At 48.1% G+C, this 17,429-nt stretch carries 21 protein-coding genes; 12 read left to right on the forward strand and 9 right to left on the reverse strand.

The features are described 5' to 3' along the window. Nucleotides 1-45: 45 nt before the first annotated feature. The 9 genes from cdd to ACXYMU_RS13390 all read left to right on the forward strand — a co-directional run bounded on the left by cdd (nucleotide 46) and on the right by ACXYMU_RS13390 (nucleotide 6,286). Complete coding sequence (gene cdd, locus ACXYMU_RS13350) at nucleotides 46-528, forward strand: cytidine deaminase (protein ID WP_458986905.1); 483 nt, start codon at nucleotides 46-48, stop codon at nucleotides 526-528. Nucleotides 529-576: 48 nt separating this feature from the next. Beyond that, the gene (locus ACXYMU_RS13355; RefSeq protein ID WP_458986906.1) at nucleotides 577-1,224 is read left to right on the forward strand and encodes an alpha/beta hydrolase; all 648 of its coding nucleotides are present in this window, start codon (nucleotides 577-579) and stop codon (nucleotides 1,222-1,224) included. Between the two features lie 130 nt (nucleotides 1,225-1,354). Continuing rightward, nucleotides 1,355-1,996, forward strand: coding sequence for a hypothetical protein (locus ACXYMU_RS13360; RefSeq protein WP_458986907.1), 642 nt, complete (start codon nucleotides 1,355-1,357; stop codon nucleotides 1,994-1,996). 42 nt (nucleotides 1,997-2,038) lie between these two features. Further along, on the forward strand, nucleotides 2,039-3,034 hold the full coding sequence (locus ACXYMU_RS13365; protein WP_458986908.1) for an SRPBCC family protein: 996 nt from the start codon (nucleotides 2,039-2,041) through the stop codon (nucleotides 3,032-3,034). A 116-nt stretch (nucleotides 3,035-3,150) separates the two neighbouring features. After that, nucleotides 3,151-3,462 carry a putative quinol monooxygenase gene (locus tag ACXYMU_RS13370; RefSeq protein WP_458986909.1) on the forward strand — a complete coding sequence of 104 codons (312 nt, stop codon included), beginning with the start codon at nucleotides 3,151-3,153 and terminating at the stop codon, nucleotides 3,460-3,462. A 254-nt stretch (nucleotides 3,463-3,716) separates the two neighbouring features. Further along, nucleotides 3,717-4,337 (forward strand): hypothetical protein, encoded by a 621-nt coding sequence (locus ACXYMU_RS13375; RefSeq protein ID WP_458986910.1) that lies wholly within the window; start codon nucleotides 3,717-3,719, stop codon nucleotides 4,335-4,337. A gap of 7 nt (nucleotides 4,338-4,344) precedes the next feature. Then, nucleotides 4,345-4,653 (forward strand): winged helix-turn-helix domain-containing protein, encoded by a 309-nt coding sequence (locus ACXYMU_RS13380; RefSeq protein WP_458986911.1) that lies wholly within the window; start codon nucleotides 4,345-4,347, stop codon nucleotides 4,651-4,653. A gap of 48 nt (nucleotides 4,654-4,701) precedes the next feature. Beyond that, complete coding sequence (locus ACXYMU_RS13385) at nucleotides 4,702-5,946, forward strand: hypothetical protein (RefSeq protein WP_458986912.1); 1,245 nt, start codon at nucleotides 4,702-4,704, stop codon at nucleotides 5,944-5,946. A 49-nt stretch (nucleotides 5,947-5,995) separates the two neighbouring features. Then, nucleotides 5,996-6,286, forward strand: coding sequence for a hypothetical protein (locus ACXYMU_RS13390; protein WP_458986913.1), 291 nt, complete (start codon nucleotides 5,996-5,998; stop codon nucleotides 6,284-6,286). Nucleotides 6,287-6,360: 74 nt separating this feature from the next. Here the strand turns inward: ACXYMU_RS13390 and ACXYMU_RS13395 are convergent, their stop codons facing one another. From ACXYMU_RS13395 to ACXYMU_RS13405, 3 genes are all read right to left on the reverse strand, one after another. After that, on the reverse strand, nucleotides 6,361-6,855 hold the full coding sequence (locus tag ACXYMU_RS13395) for a DUF4265 domain-containing protein (RefSeq protein WP_458986914.1): 495 nt from the start codon (nucleotides 6,853-6,855) through the stop codon (nucleotides 6,361-6,363). Nucleotides 6,856-6,949: 94 nt separating this feature from the next. Then, the gene (locus tag ACXYMU_RS13400) at nucleotides 6,950-7,606 is read right to left on the reverse strand and encodes a hypothetical protein (RefSeq protein ID WP_458986915.1); all 657 of its coding nucleotides are present in this window, start codon (nucleotides 7,604-7,606) and stop codon (nucleotides 6,950-6,952) included. A gap of 341 nt (nucleotides 7,607-7,947) precedes the next feature. Beyond that, on the reverse strand, nucleotides 7,948-8,343 hold the full coding sequence (locus ACXYMU_RS13405) for a VOC family protein (RefSeq protein WP_458986916.1): 396 nt from the start codon (nucleotides 8,341-8,343) through the stop codon (nucleotides 7,948-7,950). A gap of 131 nt (nucleotides 8,344-8,474) precedes the next feature. On the opposite strand from ACXYMU_RS13405, the gene ACXYMU_RS13410 reads away from it, so the two are divergent. Further along, on the forward strand, nucleotides 8,475-9,323 hold the full coding sequence (locus ACXYMU_RS13410) for a hypothetical protein (protein ID WP_458986917.1): 849 nt from the start codon (nucleotides 8,475-8,477) through the stop codon (nucleotides 9,321-9,323). A 196-nt stretch (nucleotides 9,324-9,519) separates the two neighbouring features. Here the strand turns inward: ACXYMU_RS13410 and lgt are convergent, their stop codons facing one another. The 5 genes from lgt to ACXYMU_RS13435 form a co-directional block, all read right to left on the reverse strand. Further along, nucleotides 9,520-10,356, reverse strand: coding sequence for a prolipoprotein diacylglyceryl transferase (gene lgt, locus ACXYMU_RS13415; protein WP_458986918.1), 837 nt, complete (start codon nucleotides 10,354-10,356; stop codon nucleotides 9,520-9,522). Between the two features lie 90 nt (nucleotides 10,357-10,446). Next, entirely contained in the window at nucleotides 10,447-12,336 is a 1,890-nt protein-coding gene (gene nadE / locus ACXYMU_RS13420; protein ID WP_458986919.1) for an NAD(+) synthase, read from the reverse strand. A 151-nt stretch (nucleotides 12,337-12,487) separates the two neighbouring features. After that, on the reverse strand, nucleotides 12,488-13,228 hold the full coding sequence (gene rnc, locus ACXYMU_RS13425; protein ID WP_458986920.1) for a ribonuclease III: 741 nt from the start codon (nucleotides 13,226-13,228) through the stop codon (nucleotides 12,488-12,490). Nucleotide 13,229: 1 nt separating this feature from the next. Further along, nucleotides 13,230-14,483, reverse strand: a complete 1,254-nt coding sequence (fabF, locus tag ACXYMU_RS13430; protein ID WP_458986921.1) for a beta-ketoacyl-ACP synthase II — start codon at nucleotides 14,481-14,483, stop codon at nucleotides 13,230-13,232. A gap of 62 nt (nucleotides 14,484-14,545) precedes the next feature. Then, complete coding sequence (locus tag ACXYMU_RS13435; RefSeq protein WP_025609494.1) at nucleotides 14,546-14,782, reverse strand: acyl carrier protein; 237 nt, start codon at nucleotides 14,780-14,782, stop codon at nucleotides 14,546-14,548. Between the two features lie 165 nt (nucleotides 14,783-14,947). On the opposite strand from ACXYMU_RS13435, the gene ACXYMU_RS13440 reads away from it, so the two are divergent. Continuing rightward, nucleotides 14,948-15,364 (forward strand): IPExxxVDY family protein, encoded by a 417-nt coding sequence (locus tag ACXYMU_RS13440; protein ID WP_458986922.1) that lies wholly within the window; start codon nucleotides 14,948-14,950, stop codon nucleotides 15,362-15,364. A gap of 3 nt (nucleotides 15,365-15,367) precedes the next feature. Continuing rightward, on the forward strand, nucleotides 15,368-16,795 hold the full coding sequence (pyk, locus tag ACXYMU_RS13445; protein ID WP_458986923.1) for a pyruvate kinase: 1,428 nt from the start codon (nucleotides 15,368-15,370) through the stop codon (nucleotides 16,793-16,795). A gap of 195 nt (nucleotides 16,796-16,990) precedes the next feature. Here the strand turns inward: pyk and rpsT are convergent, their stop codons facing one another. Next, the gene (gene rpsT, locus ACXYMU_RS13450) at nucleotides 16,991-17,251 is read right to left on the reverse strand and encodes a 30S ribosomal protein S20 (RefSeq protein ID WP_458986924.1); all 261 of its coding nucleotides are present in this window, start codon (nucleotides 17,249-17,251) and stop codon (nucleotides 16,991-16,993) included. Nucleotides 17,252-17,429 lie beyond the last annotated feature (178 nt).

The raw sequence follows: 17,429 nt of genomic DNA on the forward strand, positions 1-17,429 counted from the left end.
TTACATTTAAAGCCCTTTTCTAGTTTTAGATTTTAACTTGACCCGATGGCAAGTACTTTAGACATACATATCAGTGTGGACGTGCTAGCGCCAACCGAACTTACAGCGCAGGAGCGCCAGGCAATGCAACTGGCCCAGGAAGCCGCGAACGATGCCTATGCGCCGTACTCTAACTTTCTGGTGGGCGCCGCGCTGGTTCTGGAAGACGGCAGCATGTTTAAAGGCAGCAACCAGGAGAACGCGGCTTACCCCTCGGGCCTGTGTGCTGAACGTACTGCGCTTTTCGCTCTGAGTGCCAACCACCCAAACAAGCGAATTAAGCTGCTGGCAGTAACCGCCCGCCGCCGCGACGAAAAGCAGTTTCTGCCTGCCATGCCTTGCGGTGCCTGCCGACAGGTAATGGCCGAATACGAGCACAAGCAAAAAGAGCCGATTCCGGTGTTGCTCCAGGCCGCAGACGGCAAGTTTTACCGCTTTAAAAATGTGGCCGATCTGCTGCCCTTCCAGTTCACCTCAGACCACTTGTAAGCGCATTATGTGTTACGGGTTTGGTATACTTTTACATAAAGACTACTAGTGGAAGAACACAAGCTTACCGTACCCCGCACTGCCCGCTATTATACCCTTGGCACGCCCTCTGATGCCATTCAGGACCTCTGGATTGTTAGCCACGGGTATGGGCAGTTGGGCCGCTATTTTCTGCGCCATTTCAATGGCCTGGATGATGGCCGTACCCTGGTAGTTGCCCCCGAGGCGCTGTCGCGGTTTTACCTGGATGGGTTCTCTGGCCGCGTTGGTGCCACCTGGATGACTAAAGAAGATCGCCTTTCTGAAATAGACGACCAGGCCAGCTACCTCGACCTGCTCCTGGCCGAGCAACTGAAACAACTCCCCGAAAACGTTAGAATCACTGTGCTGGGCTTCTCGCAAGGCGGGGCCACCGTGTCGCGTTGGCTGGCAAACGGCAATGTCCCTGCGCACCGCCTGGTGCTCTGGGCCGCAGCCTTCCCCGAAGACATTGACTTCACGGCTGGCAAAGCCGCCTTTGCGCATCTGCCCGTAGCTATGGTTTACGGCACCCAAGACCAGTTTATCACCCCCGAGAAGCTTGAACAGAAACAAGCACTAATGGCACAGTTAGGCATAAAGCCACAGGTTTATACCTTCGAAGGCGGCCACAGCATCCATGCGGAGACTTTACTTACGGTGCATCAGCAGCTATAAATTTCAGAAGCACACCTTGTACTTTATTTACATTTTACTATATTTAGATAGTAAATTCGAACACCACACATAGTGCAGATAAGCCGAATAGACTTCGGTATATCCAATAGTTAGGCTTCATGAAAATAAAATGAACTTCTTTAAAAGCATATTCAGGAAAGCAAGTAAAAAAGAGATCAAGGGAGCATTCTTTGGGTCAAGTGCTTATGAATTAAAAAATATGCTTTGCGGAATTGGGGAGTCCAAAATCAATGATTCGTCTATTCAAATTACTGAATATCCCTTTAAGCCTTCTTCTGCTTATCCAGATAAGTTGATTTCAGCAAATCTAATAGATGCAGTTTGTTTAGATTCTTACCCGCCTTTCATTAAAAAAGAAAATGAAGCGATCTTTATCTCCAGGGAACACCTTACTGAATTGGAAGATTTTGTAGCCAAAAACCAAATACCCATTATTCAGCCAACAAATAACTGGATGTGGATATTAGAACCTTATTTAGATACAGAATATACAGACGAAACTCACAGAAATCTGATTAACCTGTTAGCAAAGAAAGGAATAACAGAAGATGAGGTTAAGGCAATAAGAGCGGAAGTAAAGGAGCAAATGTTCAAATACAACTTTGACACAATGCTTTGGGAATGGGGCATGCTTGATCTCTCAAGTGTTTTGGCAGCTATGAGAGTAAAATATGATGATGAGCAGTTCCGAGACTTCTATTGGCGGGCTATGGAAATAGAGTTTCGAAACAATAAAATCACGAAAGCCTAACAAGGTACAAAAGTCAAGCTTCGGCTATACCTTGCTCGCCTTATGTACAAGACGTTACCTGCAATTACATTTATGAATTTCCCCAATAGTATATTTCCATCAGACATAAAGAAAAGAAGGTGGCTTTCAGTAACCCTTACAATTTTGATTGCAGGGCCACTGACTGTTTGGGGAATTTATGGTATAGGAGAGTATGGAATTGCTCTTTTCGTCCTGACTCCTCTGCTTATAGGGTTAGTCTCAACTATACTGTTCGGATATAACAGAAGTGTAACTTATAAGGAGTCAAGAAACATAGCATTTCTCACTCTCATAGTCTTCAGCTTAGGACTAATAGCCTTTGCGTTAGAAGGTTTAATTTGTATTGCAATGGCGGCACCCATAGCCGTACTATTAACCTGGATGGGTAGCTTTTTTGGTCATGAAATTATCTCAAGAACTCCCAATAGCTCAGCAACGGTAATTTTGATAGTTATGGCTTCAATTCCAACAATGGCCTTCATTGAAAAGGAACAAGAACCTCATCTCTCTTCTGTTATTACTTCTATTGTTATTAATGCTTCTCCAGAGATTGTTTGGAAGAATGTGGTGGAATTCCCAGAACTTGATGAACCAACTGAATTTATCTTTAAGACAGGTATAGCTTATCCTATTAATGCCAGAATAGAAGGAAGTGGTGTTGGCGCAGTTCGGCATTGCAATTTCACAACAGGAAGTTTTGTTGAGCCTGTAACGGTTTGGGATGAGCCAAGACTACTTAAATTTGATGTAGTAGAACAGCCAGAGCCAATGAAGGAGATTAGCTTCTGGGATATTGACGCACCTCACTTGCACGATTATTTTGTGTCTAAACAGGGGCAGTTCAAATTAACAGCTTTACCTAATGGACAAACAAAGTTAGAAGGTACAACTTGGTACTACCATAATATTAAACCTGGCTTCTACTGGCGACCTTGGAGTGACTTCATTATTCATCAAATCCATGAGAGAGTACTGAACCATATTAAAGTAAACTCGGAAGAAAACAAAAGCAGGTAACAAGGTGCAGCTTTAACCCTTGCTACGCATCGGGCTTCGGCTGCACAAGTCCGTTATATAATCCCCCTCAACAGCCAGAAAACTATAGTAGTCAGTAAATCGCACAAACAACGCCTATGAACAAGTATGGATTGCACGGAAAACTGAAAGCGAAAGATGGCAACGCTGATCAGCTTGCTGACATTTTGATTCAGGCATCAAAGCTGGTTTCGACGGCAAAGGGCTGCCAGTTATATGTGGTGAGCAGAGACACGACCGATAAAAACGCGGTATGGGTAACTGAAATCTGGGACAGCAAAGAAGACCACGACAATTCCTTGAAGGTGGAAGGAGTAAGAGAACTGATTTCTCAGGCGATGCCGATCCTCGACGGTATGCCGGAAAAAGGACAAGAACTCGAGATACTGGGCGGAACAGGAATAGAGTAAGCCCGCTGCCTTACGAACAGTAGCCGCCGCTCCCATGCCAAAGCCCCTGCCTAACGCTATTTCTGCATCCTTCATCAGCTGTTTCCAAGGTTAACACGCTTGTGTCACTACTTCAAAAGCAACATACCGTTTCCATTGGTTACTAAATCTTTAGGATTCAACAACCTATCACTTTAGTTTTCTCAACTTTTTATACCCTCGCGACTTGACATTGCGTAAATGTCTATTAACTTTGAAACTCAAAGTACTTTATCATGAACCATCAGCAAGACCAGTTAGCCGACCTGCGCGAGATCCGCAACATTATGGATCGCTCGTCGCGCTTTATTTCACTCAGTGGGTTGTCCGGTGTTTTTGCGGGTCTGTCGGCGCTTGCCGGGGCGGCTGTCGTGAAGTGGTACTTTAGCCAACACAACATCAACTACAATGCCTATCCGGCTAGCCTGACAAAGGAAGACGTGCTTTTCTTGCTGGCTGTAGCGGCGGCGGTGCTGCTGCTGGCTTTTTGCACCGCTACGTACTTTACCGCTCGCAACGCCCGCAGAAAGAACCTCCGCACCTGGGACAGCCAATCGAAGCGGCTGCTATGGAACCTGGCTATTCCTTTGGCCACCGGAGGAGTTTTCTGTAGCACATTGCTATACCACGACCTTTTACAACTGATAGCCCCGGCCATGCTGGTTTTTTACGGGTTAGCACTGCTCAACGGGAGCAAGTACACCTTCGGTGATATACGGTATCTGGGCATCCTGGAGATTATATTAGGCTTGCTGGCCAGCTTTTTTGTCGGCCATGGCCTGCTCGCCTGGACAGTGGGGTTTGGCATGTTGCACATCGTGTACGGCGCGCTGGTATACTTTAAATACGAACGCTAACAGCCCGGTGAAAGACTACCTCGAAAATATAAACAAGGCGTTCGAGAGCCGGGTGCGGCTGGGTATTATGTCGGTGTTAATGGTGGAGGATAAGGTTGGTTTTAACACCCTGAAAGAAACCCTGCAACTGACTGACGGGAACCTGGCCAGCCACTTGCGCGCCCTGGAGGAAGCAGCTTACCTGCAGGTTGAAAAACAATTTGTCGGCCGCAAGCCCAATACCACCTACCAGGCCACTGATACCGGTCGAGAGGCTTTTAAGAACCACCTGGATGCATTGGAGCAGCTCATTTTGAGTAACAGGCAAAACGATTAATTTTTTTATACATACACTTTGAAACTCAAAGTACTTTAAAACAATGTCATGAAAGCGCAAATCTTATCCAGCATCAACAATCCGGGACAGCTTGAGCGGCTGTACCGGCAAAACAAAGCAGCGTTCAGGCAGGAATTCAGCGGCATCTACCCGCAGCTCCGCGGAACGGCACTGGCAGATTTCTGGTATGAGCGGCTGAACTATGAGTCTGAGGAAATTTCATGGGGCTCCAGGAAAGAGTTTGTGTTTGTGCTGGTGGCCTGTTTGATTGCGGGCATCCTTGCCAAGTTACCGGCAATCTTCTATATCAACCCGGAATTCTATTACCCACGAAATGCTGGCTTTATCGTGTTCCCCATCTTAGCGGCCTACTTCACCTGGAAAAACGTGCTGGAACGAAACAAAGTCTATTGGCTGAGCGGAGGGCTGGCGGTATGTCTGGTATACATTAATTTCCTGCCCGACAACAGCACCAGCGACACCCTGCTATTGGCATGTATCCATCTGCCCTTGTTGCTCTGGGGTATATTTGGGGTGTCGTATGCAGGGAATGACCTGGGCGACCATACAAAGCGCCTCGCCTTCCTGCGCTTTAACGGCGACTTGGCTGTCATGTCCGCCATGCTGGGCCTCGCCGGTGTACTCCTGTCGGGCATTACCATCGGGTTATTCGAGCTGATCGGATTTAAAATAGAGGAGTTTTACTTTGAGTATGTAGCCGCTTTTGGGTTGCCCGCAGTGCCTATTGTAGCGACTTACCTTACCCAAATCAATCCGCAACTGGTTAGCAAAGTATCGCCGGTTATCGCAAAACTGTTCAGTCCGCTGGTTTTAGTTATGCTGGTCGTATACCTGGGGGCCATCCTCTTTTCAGGCAAAGACCCTTACCACGACAGAGATTTCCTGCTCCTCTTCAACCTGCTTTTAATCGGGGTTATGGCCCTGATTTTCTTTTCCGTTGCCGAAACCTCCAGCAAAGACAGGCATACAGCAAGTGTTTGGGTACTGCTGCTGCTTTCTGCTGTGACAATTGCGGTAAACGGTATTGCGCTTTCAGCAATCTCTTTCCGGATCTCGGAGTGGGGCATTACCCCTAACAGGGTGGCTGTGCTTGGGGGCAATGTGCTTATATTGGTGCATCTGCTGCTCGTGACTGTGATGCTCCTGAAAACAGCAACTAAGAAAGCCGCCTTGTCTGAGGTGGGAAGAGCCATTGTGCTGTACCTGCCCATTTACCTTCTCTGGGCTGCGGTGGTCGTTTTCCTCTTCCCGCTTCTCTTTGGCTTCAAGTAGAAAGACGTCATCATACTTAACTTCATCCATTTACTTTAAAACATACCTTATGGCAACTCAAAACAAAAGACTCTTGGGCATTGTGCTCGTCGCAGCGTTTCTGTTACTCCTCCCATTCATCGCCATGCAGTTTACACCAGCGGTAAACTGGAGCACGTCGGACTTTATAATTGCAGGTATCCTGCTGTTAGGCACCGGATTAGTGTGTGAGTTGGTGCTGAGAATGATACACAAGCCTGCCCTCCGGTTGATCCTATGTGCTATGCTGCTGCTCGCCCTGCTCCTGGTATGGGCAGAACTCGCCGTCGGTGTTTTCGGAACCCCATTCGCTGGCAGTTAGGTGCAGGTTTAACGTGCTGGTATAGCGGAAGGCGAGGCTATCAGCCGAAGCATTGGGTATAAACCTTGTTAGGCTCAAGTTTTATTTTCTTCTTCCTCTTCTTCAGGCGAGTCGTCGAAGCTTCCTTCTATTCTTGCCTCACAAGTTTCAAAGCCTAAAATTTCTTGTTCCAAGTATTCTTCAAGTTGGTCAAACACAGCTTGGTAATCTCCTTCAGGTTTCATATCAAGAGCTACATAAATATTGTTAGCCCGTTCGTAAGTAACACTAAGACTTCCTATAGAGTCCAAAATAGCTTCTTGTTGGTCTCTGTCTATATGTTCCTTGAAAAAGACCCGAAAAGTCCTGTGACCACTTGGCGTTATAAGTTCTCTAATTTCAGGTATGTAATCTTCGGAATCAGGTGTTGCGCGAACAACATCTTGGAAGTTGAGACCATAAGCATAAAAGGGGACATTCTCGATTTTATATAAGTTATTCCCCAGTGGCTCAGCCCAAAGTGACTCGCCTCCGATTCCCCAGTGGTTCGGCAAATCAATATGTATTTTTACTAATCCTTCTTCGTTCATCTGAAATTATGCCTAACGGTCTCGTGTAAAAGACGGGCGAGGCCGTCGGTCGAAGCATGACTTTTACACGAGACCGTTAGGCAATGTTATTTTTTTACTTTGGCATTTCTTTATCAACGATTTGCCGTAGCTCAACAATTTTGTAAAGCGAATCTGCTTCACTTTCAATAAGATTTTTCCTTTCAATCCAGCTGATTTTTGTCTCCATATCATATTCGCCGATTAGTCCGTCCAAAAGAATATAAATGGCCTGATTCAATTGTGGTTCATCTTTATAATTTCTGATGTTTAATTCTAAACCTATTTTTCCCTTGTCGTACCCATAGCGGAAATAAATATCCTCATAGCCAAGTTTGAGAGAATCACCTAGCTTAATAACTATGTCGTCGCCAGGTATCCTTTGTCTGAACGCATTTATTTTCCATTTCTCAATCTTTGGAGCTATCCCAACTAATTTTGTAACAATCGGAAAGGATTCAACAATCCCCTCTGCTGATATGGTGAACTCCTTTGTTCCGTCCTCATGAATTGGACTAAATTCAAACACTAAATTTTCATCGATTTGCTTGAGTTCTTGAGAAAGTCTATCAAATTCAGTTTCTTGGTTCTGCTCTAGCTGATAGTAAGTCTGTTCATTTTTTGAAAACCAATCCCAGAATTTTTCTTCCTTAGTTTTTGTGCTAATGTTAGAGCAAGCCATTAATATTCCTGATATGACTAATATATAGACCTTTGTTATTTTACTCATCATTTTTATAATATTGCCTAACATCTGTATAGCAGGAGTACCTACTCCCACTAGCTGCACTATGTGTGGAAGCAACTTGGCGAACTTCGCCAACTCCGTTGCAGTGTTTGCATAGTATACCAAGTCGCTTTTGCATTCATATTAAGATAGGAATATTTATTTAGTCGCATAATGCCGCTGAGAATATTTATCTTCTCAATTGCAGGCTGGAACAGGAAAAATGGTATGGTTGGCTCTTCTGCTAAGACATTCCTGTAGTCAGTAAACGGAGTGCTTCTGGCAACTCAGACAGTAGTTCAATAAATCTACGGATACCCATACACCAGCTTTCGACAGCGCCCGGCTCACCCCCTCTCCCACATCCCTTCCATTACAATCTCCAATAGGTGTTGGTCGGGGTCGCGGAAATAGAAAGAAAAGTAGCCCCCGCCCCAATCGTGTTCCTGCTCTATCGGGATGTTTCTCTCCTTAATTTTTTCCTTCCACGGCGTATAGCGGTCCTTCGCTACCTCAAAGGCCAGGTGCAGTTGCCCGGAGCCGAAATGCGGCGGCAGTGTGGTGCTCTCTTTCGACACCTCTGCCAGAAAGCAGAGCAACACCGAAGCTCCGGCCCTGAAAAACACATGCCGGCCCTTCACTTCCCCTATCAGCGGAAAACCTAGTTTTTGGGTATAAAACGCTTTGGTGGCCTCTAGATCAGATACGTAAAGGCAGGTTTCCTTTATCTTTTTAACTTCCATTTGCAGTACATGCCATCAGGACAGCTGCTTGAGTGCACGTGTCCTGATATTTTTATCATGATATAGCTAACGCCGGAGAGGCGCTTGCCGTTAAGCTTATTACGCTTATAAATTACCAATAAATGAAGCTTATGATAAAAGTAACAGCTGTTTTCGTGGCCCTCATTGGCCTGCTGTTCTATTTCACCCGCGATATGCCCTCCGCTCCTACCACCAATACCGAAGCAGCCCCTCGTGCCGCTTTCGAGAAACTGGCCAAATTGCCGGGGGCTGTGCAGGAGAGTTCCGGCCTGATTGCCCTTCCCAAAAATGGGTTATACCTTACCCATAACGATGCTGGTAACAAGCCATACCTCTATGTGATAGATGCAAAAGGCGAACTTAAGGAAACCATCAAACTAGACCTCCGGAATGTAGATTGGGAGGACCTGGCCCGCGACGACCAAGGGAACATATACATCGCTGAGACCGGCAACAACCATAACAACCGCCGGGAACTCAGCATCTACAAACTAAACCTCGACAAACCACAACAGGTAGCGACAATCAGCTTCACGTACGAGGACCAAAAGATGTTCCCGCCTTCCAAAAAGGACCGCAACTTTGATGTAGAGGCTATCTTTTACAGCCGGGGCAATATCTACCTAATCTCCAAAGACCGAGGCAGGCAGAAAACGGCAAAGGTATACCAGGTTCCGGCCGAAGCGGGCACCTATACTGCCAAATTGATTGGTACCCGCGACATAAGCGCACAGATTACCGGGGCTGACATTAGCCCGGACGAGCTCAAAGTGGCACTGCTTAGCGAAGGCAAGCTTCACCTTTTCACAGACTTTTCGTCGCCAGCCAGCTTTTATGAGGGCAAGTACAAAGAACTGCGCCTGAAAGATGCCGGCCAAACAGAGGGTGTGGCATTCGAGGACAACGAAACGCTGATGATCACGAGCGAAGGCGGGAATTTGTATCGCTATAGCCTGTAGTTAATGCACGTAATTACACCCCCTTCTTGACTTCGGGTATTACCGATTAGTTCTTAACCCACCCTTACGGAGAGGGGTATTGCTCTAAACATGCTGCATGGGATAGAAATTTGTGTCATCCATTACCCCCATCAACAAAAAGAGGCCATTCCCGCTAAGGAGTGGCCTCTTTTTTATTTTAAGCTTTAGTTAAAGCCTATGCTTTAGAATCGGCTAATCGCCCGCCGGGAGTTGCCGGGGCTGGGTTTTGCCATACCCTGAAGAGGATGAACAAGCCCACCAGAATCAGGGGAATACTCAGGATCTGACCCATGTTCAGCGCCATAGAATCCTCAAATGCTTCCTGGTTCTCTTTCAGGAACTCCACCAAAAAGCGGAAACTGAACAGGAAGGTGACGAACAAACCAAACAACAAGCCTTTTGGCAAGGCCGTTCTGTACTTGTTCCAGAGCCAATACAGCACCACAAACAGTATAAACACGCTCAGCGACTCGTACAGCTGCGTCGGGTGGCGCGGCACATGCGAGAACTCGTTGCTGCGATAGAAGATGAAGCCCCAAGGCAAATCTGTCGGATGGCCGAAAATCTCGGAATTCATCAGGTTCCCGAACCGGATTAAGGCACCACCAAGGGCCACCACAATCACGATCCGGTCGAGCACCCACATGTAATCAAACTTCTGCCGCTTACTAAACAGCCACAGCGCAAACAGGATACCGATGGTAGCACCATGGCTGGCAAGTCCGCCTTCCCAGATCTTCAGGATCTCGATGGGGTTGCTGAGGTAGTAATCCGGGGCATAGAACAGGGTATGGCCAAGGCGTGCGCCTACCACCGTACCGATGATCATGTAGAGCGTGATCACGTCTACGTCGCCTTCGGTGCGGCCTTCTGCAACGTAGATCTTGGTCAGGATGCGCTGACCGATGACAAAGCCCAAGGCGAATAGCAAGCCGTACCAACGGATGGACAAGGGGCCAATACTGAAAATTTCTGGATCGACATTCCAGGGAATGTAGTGGAGTAAACTCATAAGGGTGATTATGTTCGTATCAAAGTTACAACAAATCAGGTACGGAAAAAACACAGGCGCCACGACAATGCCGTGGCGCCTGTGGCCCTGCTACTGCGCAGGCTTTATTTTGGATAGTTCCTCCCGGAAGCCTCCGCTCAGGATTGGGAACCGGAGCCAGCTGCGTGGGTCAATGTTGTAATCGTCGAGGTGGAAGGATGGGGCAAAACGCTCCCGCTTCCACTGGTTCCGCGACCACAGGCTGTAGAATTTCGTGATCCAGGTCTGCAGCATTTCCGGGGCCGCTACTTTTTGCTCCAGCAGTATGTCATAAACTTCGTGCGGCGCGTACCGGTCATGGAAGGCCAGGCGCTCAATCTGGTTCAGCACCTCATACGGCATCAAGTCCTTTTCATCGGTCTGCTCTTCCTCGGCGGGGCGTAGTTCGGCGCTTGGCTGCAGGCTGTTAACGTACTGCAAGCCCTCATACCCCAGCTCCACTTGCATCCATAAAAGCAACTGCCGTATAAAGGCTTTGTCGATACCGGCGATAGGGGAAATACTGCCCGCGGTGTCACCATCCATGGTAGTATAACCGACCGACCCTTCGCTACGGTTAGAGGTCGCCATCAGCAGGGCATTGTTGATGTTGGCCAGCATCCAGATACCGGGGGCGCGTACACGGGCCTGTATGTTCTGCAGCGTAATGTCATCCTGCTCCCATGTAAGGGGCCGCTCCAGCACCTGCTCTATCGTGGAGACATAATTCTTCACCTGCGCATCAATGGTCCAATCAAAGAACTTGGCTCCAATCGAGTCGGCCAATCCTTTCGCAGAGTTGTAGGTATCATCCGAGGAATTGACAGTGCCTTGGTAAGCACACGTCAGCAGGCGGTTCACGAGCTCTTTTTGCAAGGTTCCTGCCGACATAGTTTCAAAGCGGGCCACGTCTTTGAGTGAGAACATTTGCATTTTAGCGATAAACAGGACAGCGCCAAGGCTTTCTATACCCCTTCGCACCATCTCGGCTACCGCAACGGCACACAAAGAAGAATCCGCACCGCCACTTAGCGAAAGCACAAAACCACGGCTGCGGCTCTTACGCATGTAATCATAAAGCGCCAGACTTAATGCCGCAATCACCTCTTTGTTCTCGTCTATCGGTGGCAGGTACTCAATAACCTCCTCTATCTGCGGGTTAGCCGAAAAACAGACCTCCGCGCACTCCATATCCACGTCTTTGAAGCAGAGCAACTCGTTGCGCCGGAGTAGCTTACCGTTCTGCGCAATCAGCACCTCCCCATCGTAGATCATCCGCCCTGCCTCATTGCCGAGTAGGTTGGCATACAGGTAGGCACACTGGTATTTTTTAGATGCATCTACCACCAGGCGGTGGCGCACATCGGTTTTACTAAGGGCAAAGTGGCTCGCGCTTGGGTTCAGGATCAGCTGTACGCCTTTGGGCATGTGGCGCTCCGCTGGCCGGTTAGCGCGCCAGGCATCCTCACAAATTTCGAAGGCGTATTTCACGCCCTGCTCAGTATAGATGATATCGCCGATGCGGTAGGTCTCGCCAAACTTCTCGAACTCCTGTACCTCATTCGCAGGCCAGGGCGTAAACCAGCGCGGCTCGTAATGCACGCCGTCATTGGCCAGGAACTGTTTGGCGGTGAAGCCCACAATCTGCCTGTTCTTGATTACGCAAGCGGTGTTGTATACTTTTTTGTCGAGGAAAACAGGAAGGCCAACCGCCACCGTAATGTTATCGCACCACTCCCTGATTTGCAGCAGTTTCTCGAAGGCAACGTCAGAGAGCCATGGGCTCAGGAACATGTCTTCGCAGCCATACCCTGTTATACAAAGTTCAGGCAGTAAAAGCAGCTGTATCTGGTTCGTTTTGGCTTCGGTAATGGCGTCTTTTATATGCTGCAGGTTTGCGTCCCAGTCCATTGGGGTCTGGTTTAAGGCGGCTGCAGCCAGCATGAGTCTCGTTTCTTCCATGGGATTTTATAACGCAACTTTAGGAAAGCAAGTTAAGAGCAGGAATGTAATTTTGAATAAGCGCGTTGATGAATTATAGAATATATTTCTGAAAGCAGGTTTACCCTTACCTTCCGGGATAAATCAACAAGGAGGCAGTAAATCTCAGGAATTAGTTGAGCTTGAGTGTGGCAAGGCCTTTTTCGGCTGCGGCCTGGTCTGCCTTTTTCTTAGACAGGCCCACACCAGTGGCGATAGGCTCATTGCCAATGTATACCTCAGAGGTAAATTCGGTGGTGTTGCCCTGCTGCTTGCGCTTCACGATGTCAAAGCGGATTTCTTTGTTCTGGCTCTGGGCCCACTCGATCAGCTTGCTCTTAAAGTTGATGGTGGTGGTAACCAAGCTGTGTAGGTCTACGTGCGGCTTCAGGATTTTGGAGAGGATAAAACGCCGCGTGTTGTCATACCCCTTGTCGAGGTAAATAGCGCCGACGAGCGCTTCAAGAGCATTGCCGTTTACGGATTTGTGGCGGCTGCCGTGGTTTGAGCTGTCTACTTTCACCAATAGGTTCAGCCCTATTTTCAAGGCAATGTAGTTGAGCGACTCCCGGTTCACAATGCGTGAGCGGATCTCGGTCAAGAAGCCTTCGTCTTCGTAAGGAAATTTGTTAAAAAGGTGCTCTGCCACCACTGCCCCCAACACGGCATCGCCCAAAAACTCCAGGCGCTCGTTGGTTTCGTGTTTGCCTGCCGCATTCTGGCGGGCAAACGAGGTATGGGTAAGGGCAAGCTTGTAGAGCCTGAAATTGTCTGGTGTGCTGCCTATAATGCCAGCAACTGCGCGTACTAAGGTTCTGTCTTTGTTGAACAGCCTGTGGTAGGCGCGCCGAACTGGTTTTATAGGCCCAAACACACTAGTCGTTCAGTTGACGGAATATTACCGAGGTATTATGCCCACCAAAACCAAAAGTGTTACTTAGGGCCACATTTACCTGACGCTCCTGCGCTTTGTTAAATGTAAAGTTCAGGCGACTGTCGAGGTTTTCGTCGTCTGTGAAGTGGTTAATGGTTGGAGGCACGATGTTGTGCTGGATCGCCAGGATAGAAGCAATTGCCTCGATGGCACCGGCAGCACCCAACAGGTGGCCTGTCATCGACTTGGTAGAGCTGATGTTGAGGTTATAGGCGTGGTCGCCGAACACCTGCTTGATCGCTTTTACCTCACTGATGTCGCCGAGCGGAGTTGATGTACCGTGCACGTTAATGTAGTCCACCTCCTCTGGCTTGATGCCAGACTGCAGCAGCACATTTTTCATCACCGCCAGCGCTCCCCGGCCCTCCGGGTGAGGTGCCGTGATGTGGTAAGCATCTGCAGACATGGCGCCCCCGATGATCTCGGCGTAAATTTTAGCACCACGCGCTTTAGCGTGCTCATACTCCTCCAGGATCAGTGCCCCTGCACCCTCTCCCAACACAAAACCATCACGTGCTGCATCAAAAGGGCGGGAAGCTGTCTCTGGAGAATCATTGCGCTCCGAAAGGGCTTTCAAAGCATTGAAGCCACCGATACCGGCCTCTGTCACCGCGGCTTCAGAGCCGCCGGTCACAATTACATCGGCCATACCCAAACGGATATAGTTGTAAGAGTCGATGATGGCGTTGGTAGCGGAAGCACAGGCCGAAACAGTTACAAAGTTCGGGCCCTTAAAGCCATGCTTAATAGAGATGTGGCCTGCACTGATGTCGGCAATCATCTTCGGGATAAAGAAAGGGTTGAAGCGCGGTGTGCCATCGCCATTGGCGAAGTTCACGCACTCTTCCTGAAAAGTGCGCAACCCACCGATACCGGACCCCCAGATCACGCCTACACGGTCGAAATCTGCGTTCTCCTCGGTGATGTTGGCATCTTTTACAGCCTCGTCGGCCACTACCATCGCAAACTGCGTAAAGAAGTCCATTTTGCGGGCCTCTTTGCGCTCGAAGTAATTCTCCGGGTCGTATCCTTTTACTTCGCAGGCAAACTGCGTCTTAAACTTACTCGCGTCAAAGCGCGTGATAGGGGCAGCCCCACTCACGCCATTGATCAAACCATTCCAGTATTCTGAGACAGTATTTCCAAGTGGCGTGAGTGCGCCCAACCCAGTAACTACAACTCTCTTAAGCTCCATAAGCTGCTAGTAGAGGATAGATAGTAGAAAATTTGTTCTGATAGTAACCTAAATGGGTGATATTACTTCGCGTGCTCTTCGAGGTAGCTAACTGCCTGACCTACGGTAGAGATATTTTCAGCCTGATCATCTGGAATAGAAACATTGAACTCTTTCTCAAATTCCATGATAAGCTCTACTGTATCTAATGAATCAGCGCCAAGGTCATTCGTGAAGCTAGCCTCTGGAGTAACCTCTGACTCTTCAACACCAAGCTTATCAATGATGATAGCCTTTACTTTTTCTGCGATTTCTGACATTTTTCTTATAGTTAATTAAAACACTGTGCAAAGAAATAACTTTCGACAGACAATGTCAAAAAAAATCTCGCTATTCGCGCTGTATTCACTCCTTTATAAAAGTTTTATCCTGTATATGCCATTTTTACAAACTTAGCTTACTATTTTTGGGACTTGATAATATCTATGCACACATTCCAACTAAATATAGAGTACGACTACGATTTCGATGTGTATGGAGTGGCATCATCGGTAAAAGAGTACAAATTGGCCTGGGCACTTAACAGGCTGCTGGGCCTGCGCCTGACAAAGAAGCAGGACCTGCAGTACAACCTGGAAGAGCAGGAGCACATGGTTATCTCGAATTATGAGTATATTACGGACTATTACGCGGTTCGTCTCCTGAAAAACAAAGCACTCGGAATGAAATCGTTCCTGCTTCCTGAACTGAAAGAATACGACTACGTGCTGCAGATAACCGGGGCCCTGCAGCAATTATACCCGCAGGAGTTCATCAACACCCTGCTCCGCATACCCCTTATCCGGTACGCGAAACAATTTGACCCGTTAACATTAAAACTAAAGGAAAACCTGATATTCTAAAGTATGGCAATATCCTTCAATAAAACAAAGATCCTGGCTACGGTTGGCCCCGCAAGCAATACCCCAGAGCGCCTGTTGGCACTCACTAAAGAGGGCGTGAATGCCTTCCGCCTTAACTTTTCGCACGGTGCCTACAGTGAGCACCAAAAAGTGATTGACCATGTGCGCAACCTGAACAAGGAGCACAACATGAACATCAGCCTGGTGCAGGACCTTCAGGGCCCTAAAATCCGGTTGGGCGATGTAAAGAATGGCGCCATAGAGATCAAGGAAGGCCAGATCATCAAGCTTGTTTGTGACGGATCAATTACCGTTGAGGGAAGACTTTCTACGATTTACCAAAACCTGGCAAAGGACGTGAAACCAGGCGATGCCATCCTGCTGGATGACGGCAAGCTGGAGATCAAAGTGATCAGCACAGACGGAGACATGGAGGTAGAAGCCGAAGTGATCTACGGCGGCACTGTAAAGCCCCGCAAAGGCATCAACCTGCCGGACTCTAAAGTGTCTGCCCCATCCATGACGGAGAAAGACGTAGAGGACCTGCACTTTGGCCTTGACAACGACGTGGAGTGGGTCGCCCTATCGTTCGTACGTAGAGCAGCTGACATCGAGGAGATCAAGCGCATCATCAAGGAGCGCGGCAAAGAAACCCGCGTCATCGCCAAGATCGAGAAACCAGAGGCCATCACCAATATCGACGAGATCATCGAAGCAACGGACGCTATCATGGTGGCCCGCGGTGACCTGGGTGTTGAGGTAGGTATGGAGAAAGTACCGATGATCCAGAAGATGCTGGTGGAGAAGTGCAACAGAGCAGGCATCCCTGTGATTGTGGCAACCCAGATGATGGAAAGCATGATCACAAACCCACGCCCAACACGTGCTGAGACCAACGACGTAGCTAACGCTGTGATTGATGGTGCCGACACCGTGATGCTGAGCGCTGAGACTGCCGTAGGTGCTTACCCGCTGGAGACCATCCGCAGCATGAGCCTGACCATCCGCACCGTGGAAGCAAACGCTGATATCTTTAACAAGCGTTATGGCCAAAACAAAGAGTCTGGCAACTTCTACAGCGATAGCCTGGTAGCCAACGCCTGTAGCCTGGCCCACGATACGCATGCCCGCGCCGTAATTGGCATGACAAAGTCTGGCTACACGGCCCTGCAACTTGCCAAGTACCGTCCGAAGGCCGACATCTTTATCTTCACCGAAAACCATAAGTTGCTGAGCACCCTGAACCTAGTGTGGGGTATCCGCGGATTCTACTACAACAAGTTTGAGTCTACTGACGCAACCATCGAGGATATCAAGCAGACGCTGCTGGACGGTGGCTACATCCAAAAAGGCGATGTATTCATCAATACGGCCAGCATGCCGATCACGGAGCAGAAACGCACCAACATGATCAAGCTGAGCATCGCTTAAGCAGGATCTGATCCAATAAAAAGGGCGGCCCCTGAAGATGCATCTTCAGGGGCCGCCCTTTTTATACCTCCTGGCTATACCCGTTGTACTTGAAGTGTAAATCAAATGTAGATTTCACCTGACAAAGGCTCATAAGGCAAAAAAGCCTTACACATCAGGATGTGCAAGGCTTTTCAGAAGCTTATTCAGCAAAAATTAAGCAGCGGCCAGGCCGTTTACAAACTTAGCCAATCTTGACTTGTTGTTTGACGCTTTGTTTTTGTGAATGATGTTTTTCTTAGCCAAACGGTCAAGCATAGAAGAAACCGTCTTGTAAAGTTCCTGTGCTTCCGCCTGATCAGTTGTGCTCTCTAATCGCTTGATAAAAGTACGGGTAGTTTTCGCCTGATATCTGTTACGAAGACGTTTAGCGTTGTTCGCTCTGATTCTTTTTAATGCCGACTTATGATTAGCCATATGAATTTTATGTAATTAAAGCTTTGTTCCTATCTTTTAAGAGTTTGCAAAGGTATGCCCTTTGCGATTAATATCCAAAGCCTTGCTTAAAAATATTAAGCTGCTTTGGCACTTCACAAATATAGGGAATCCCCTCTTTACATACTACCTCTAATTGCTTTAATCGTGGCTTTGCGGG

The sequence above is a fragment of the Pontibacter sp. CAU 1760 genome (assembly GCF_054482735.1).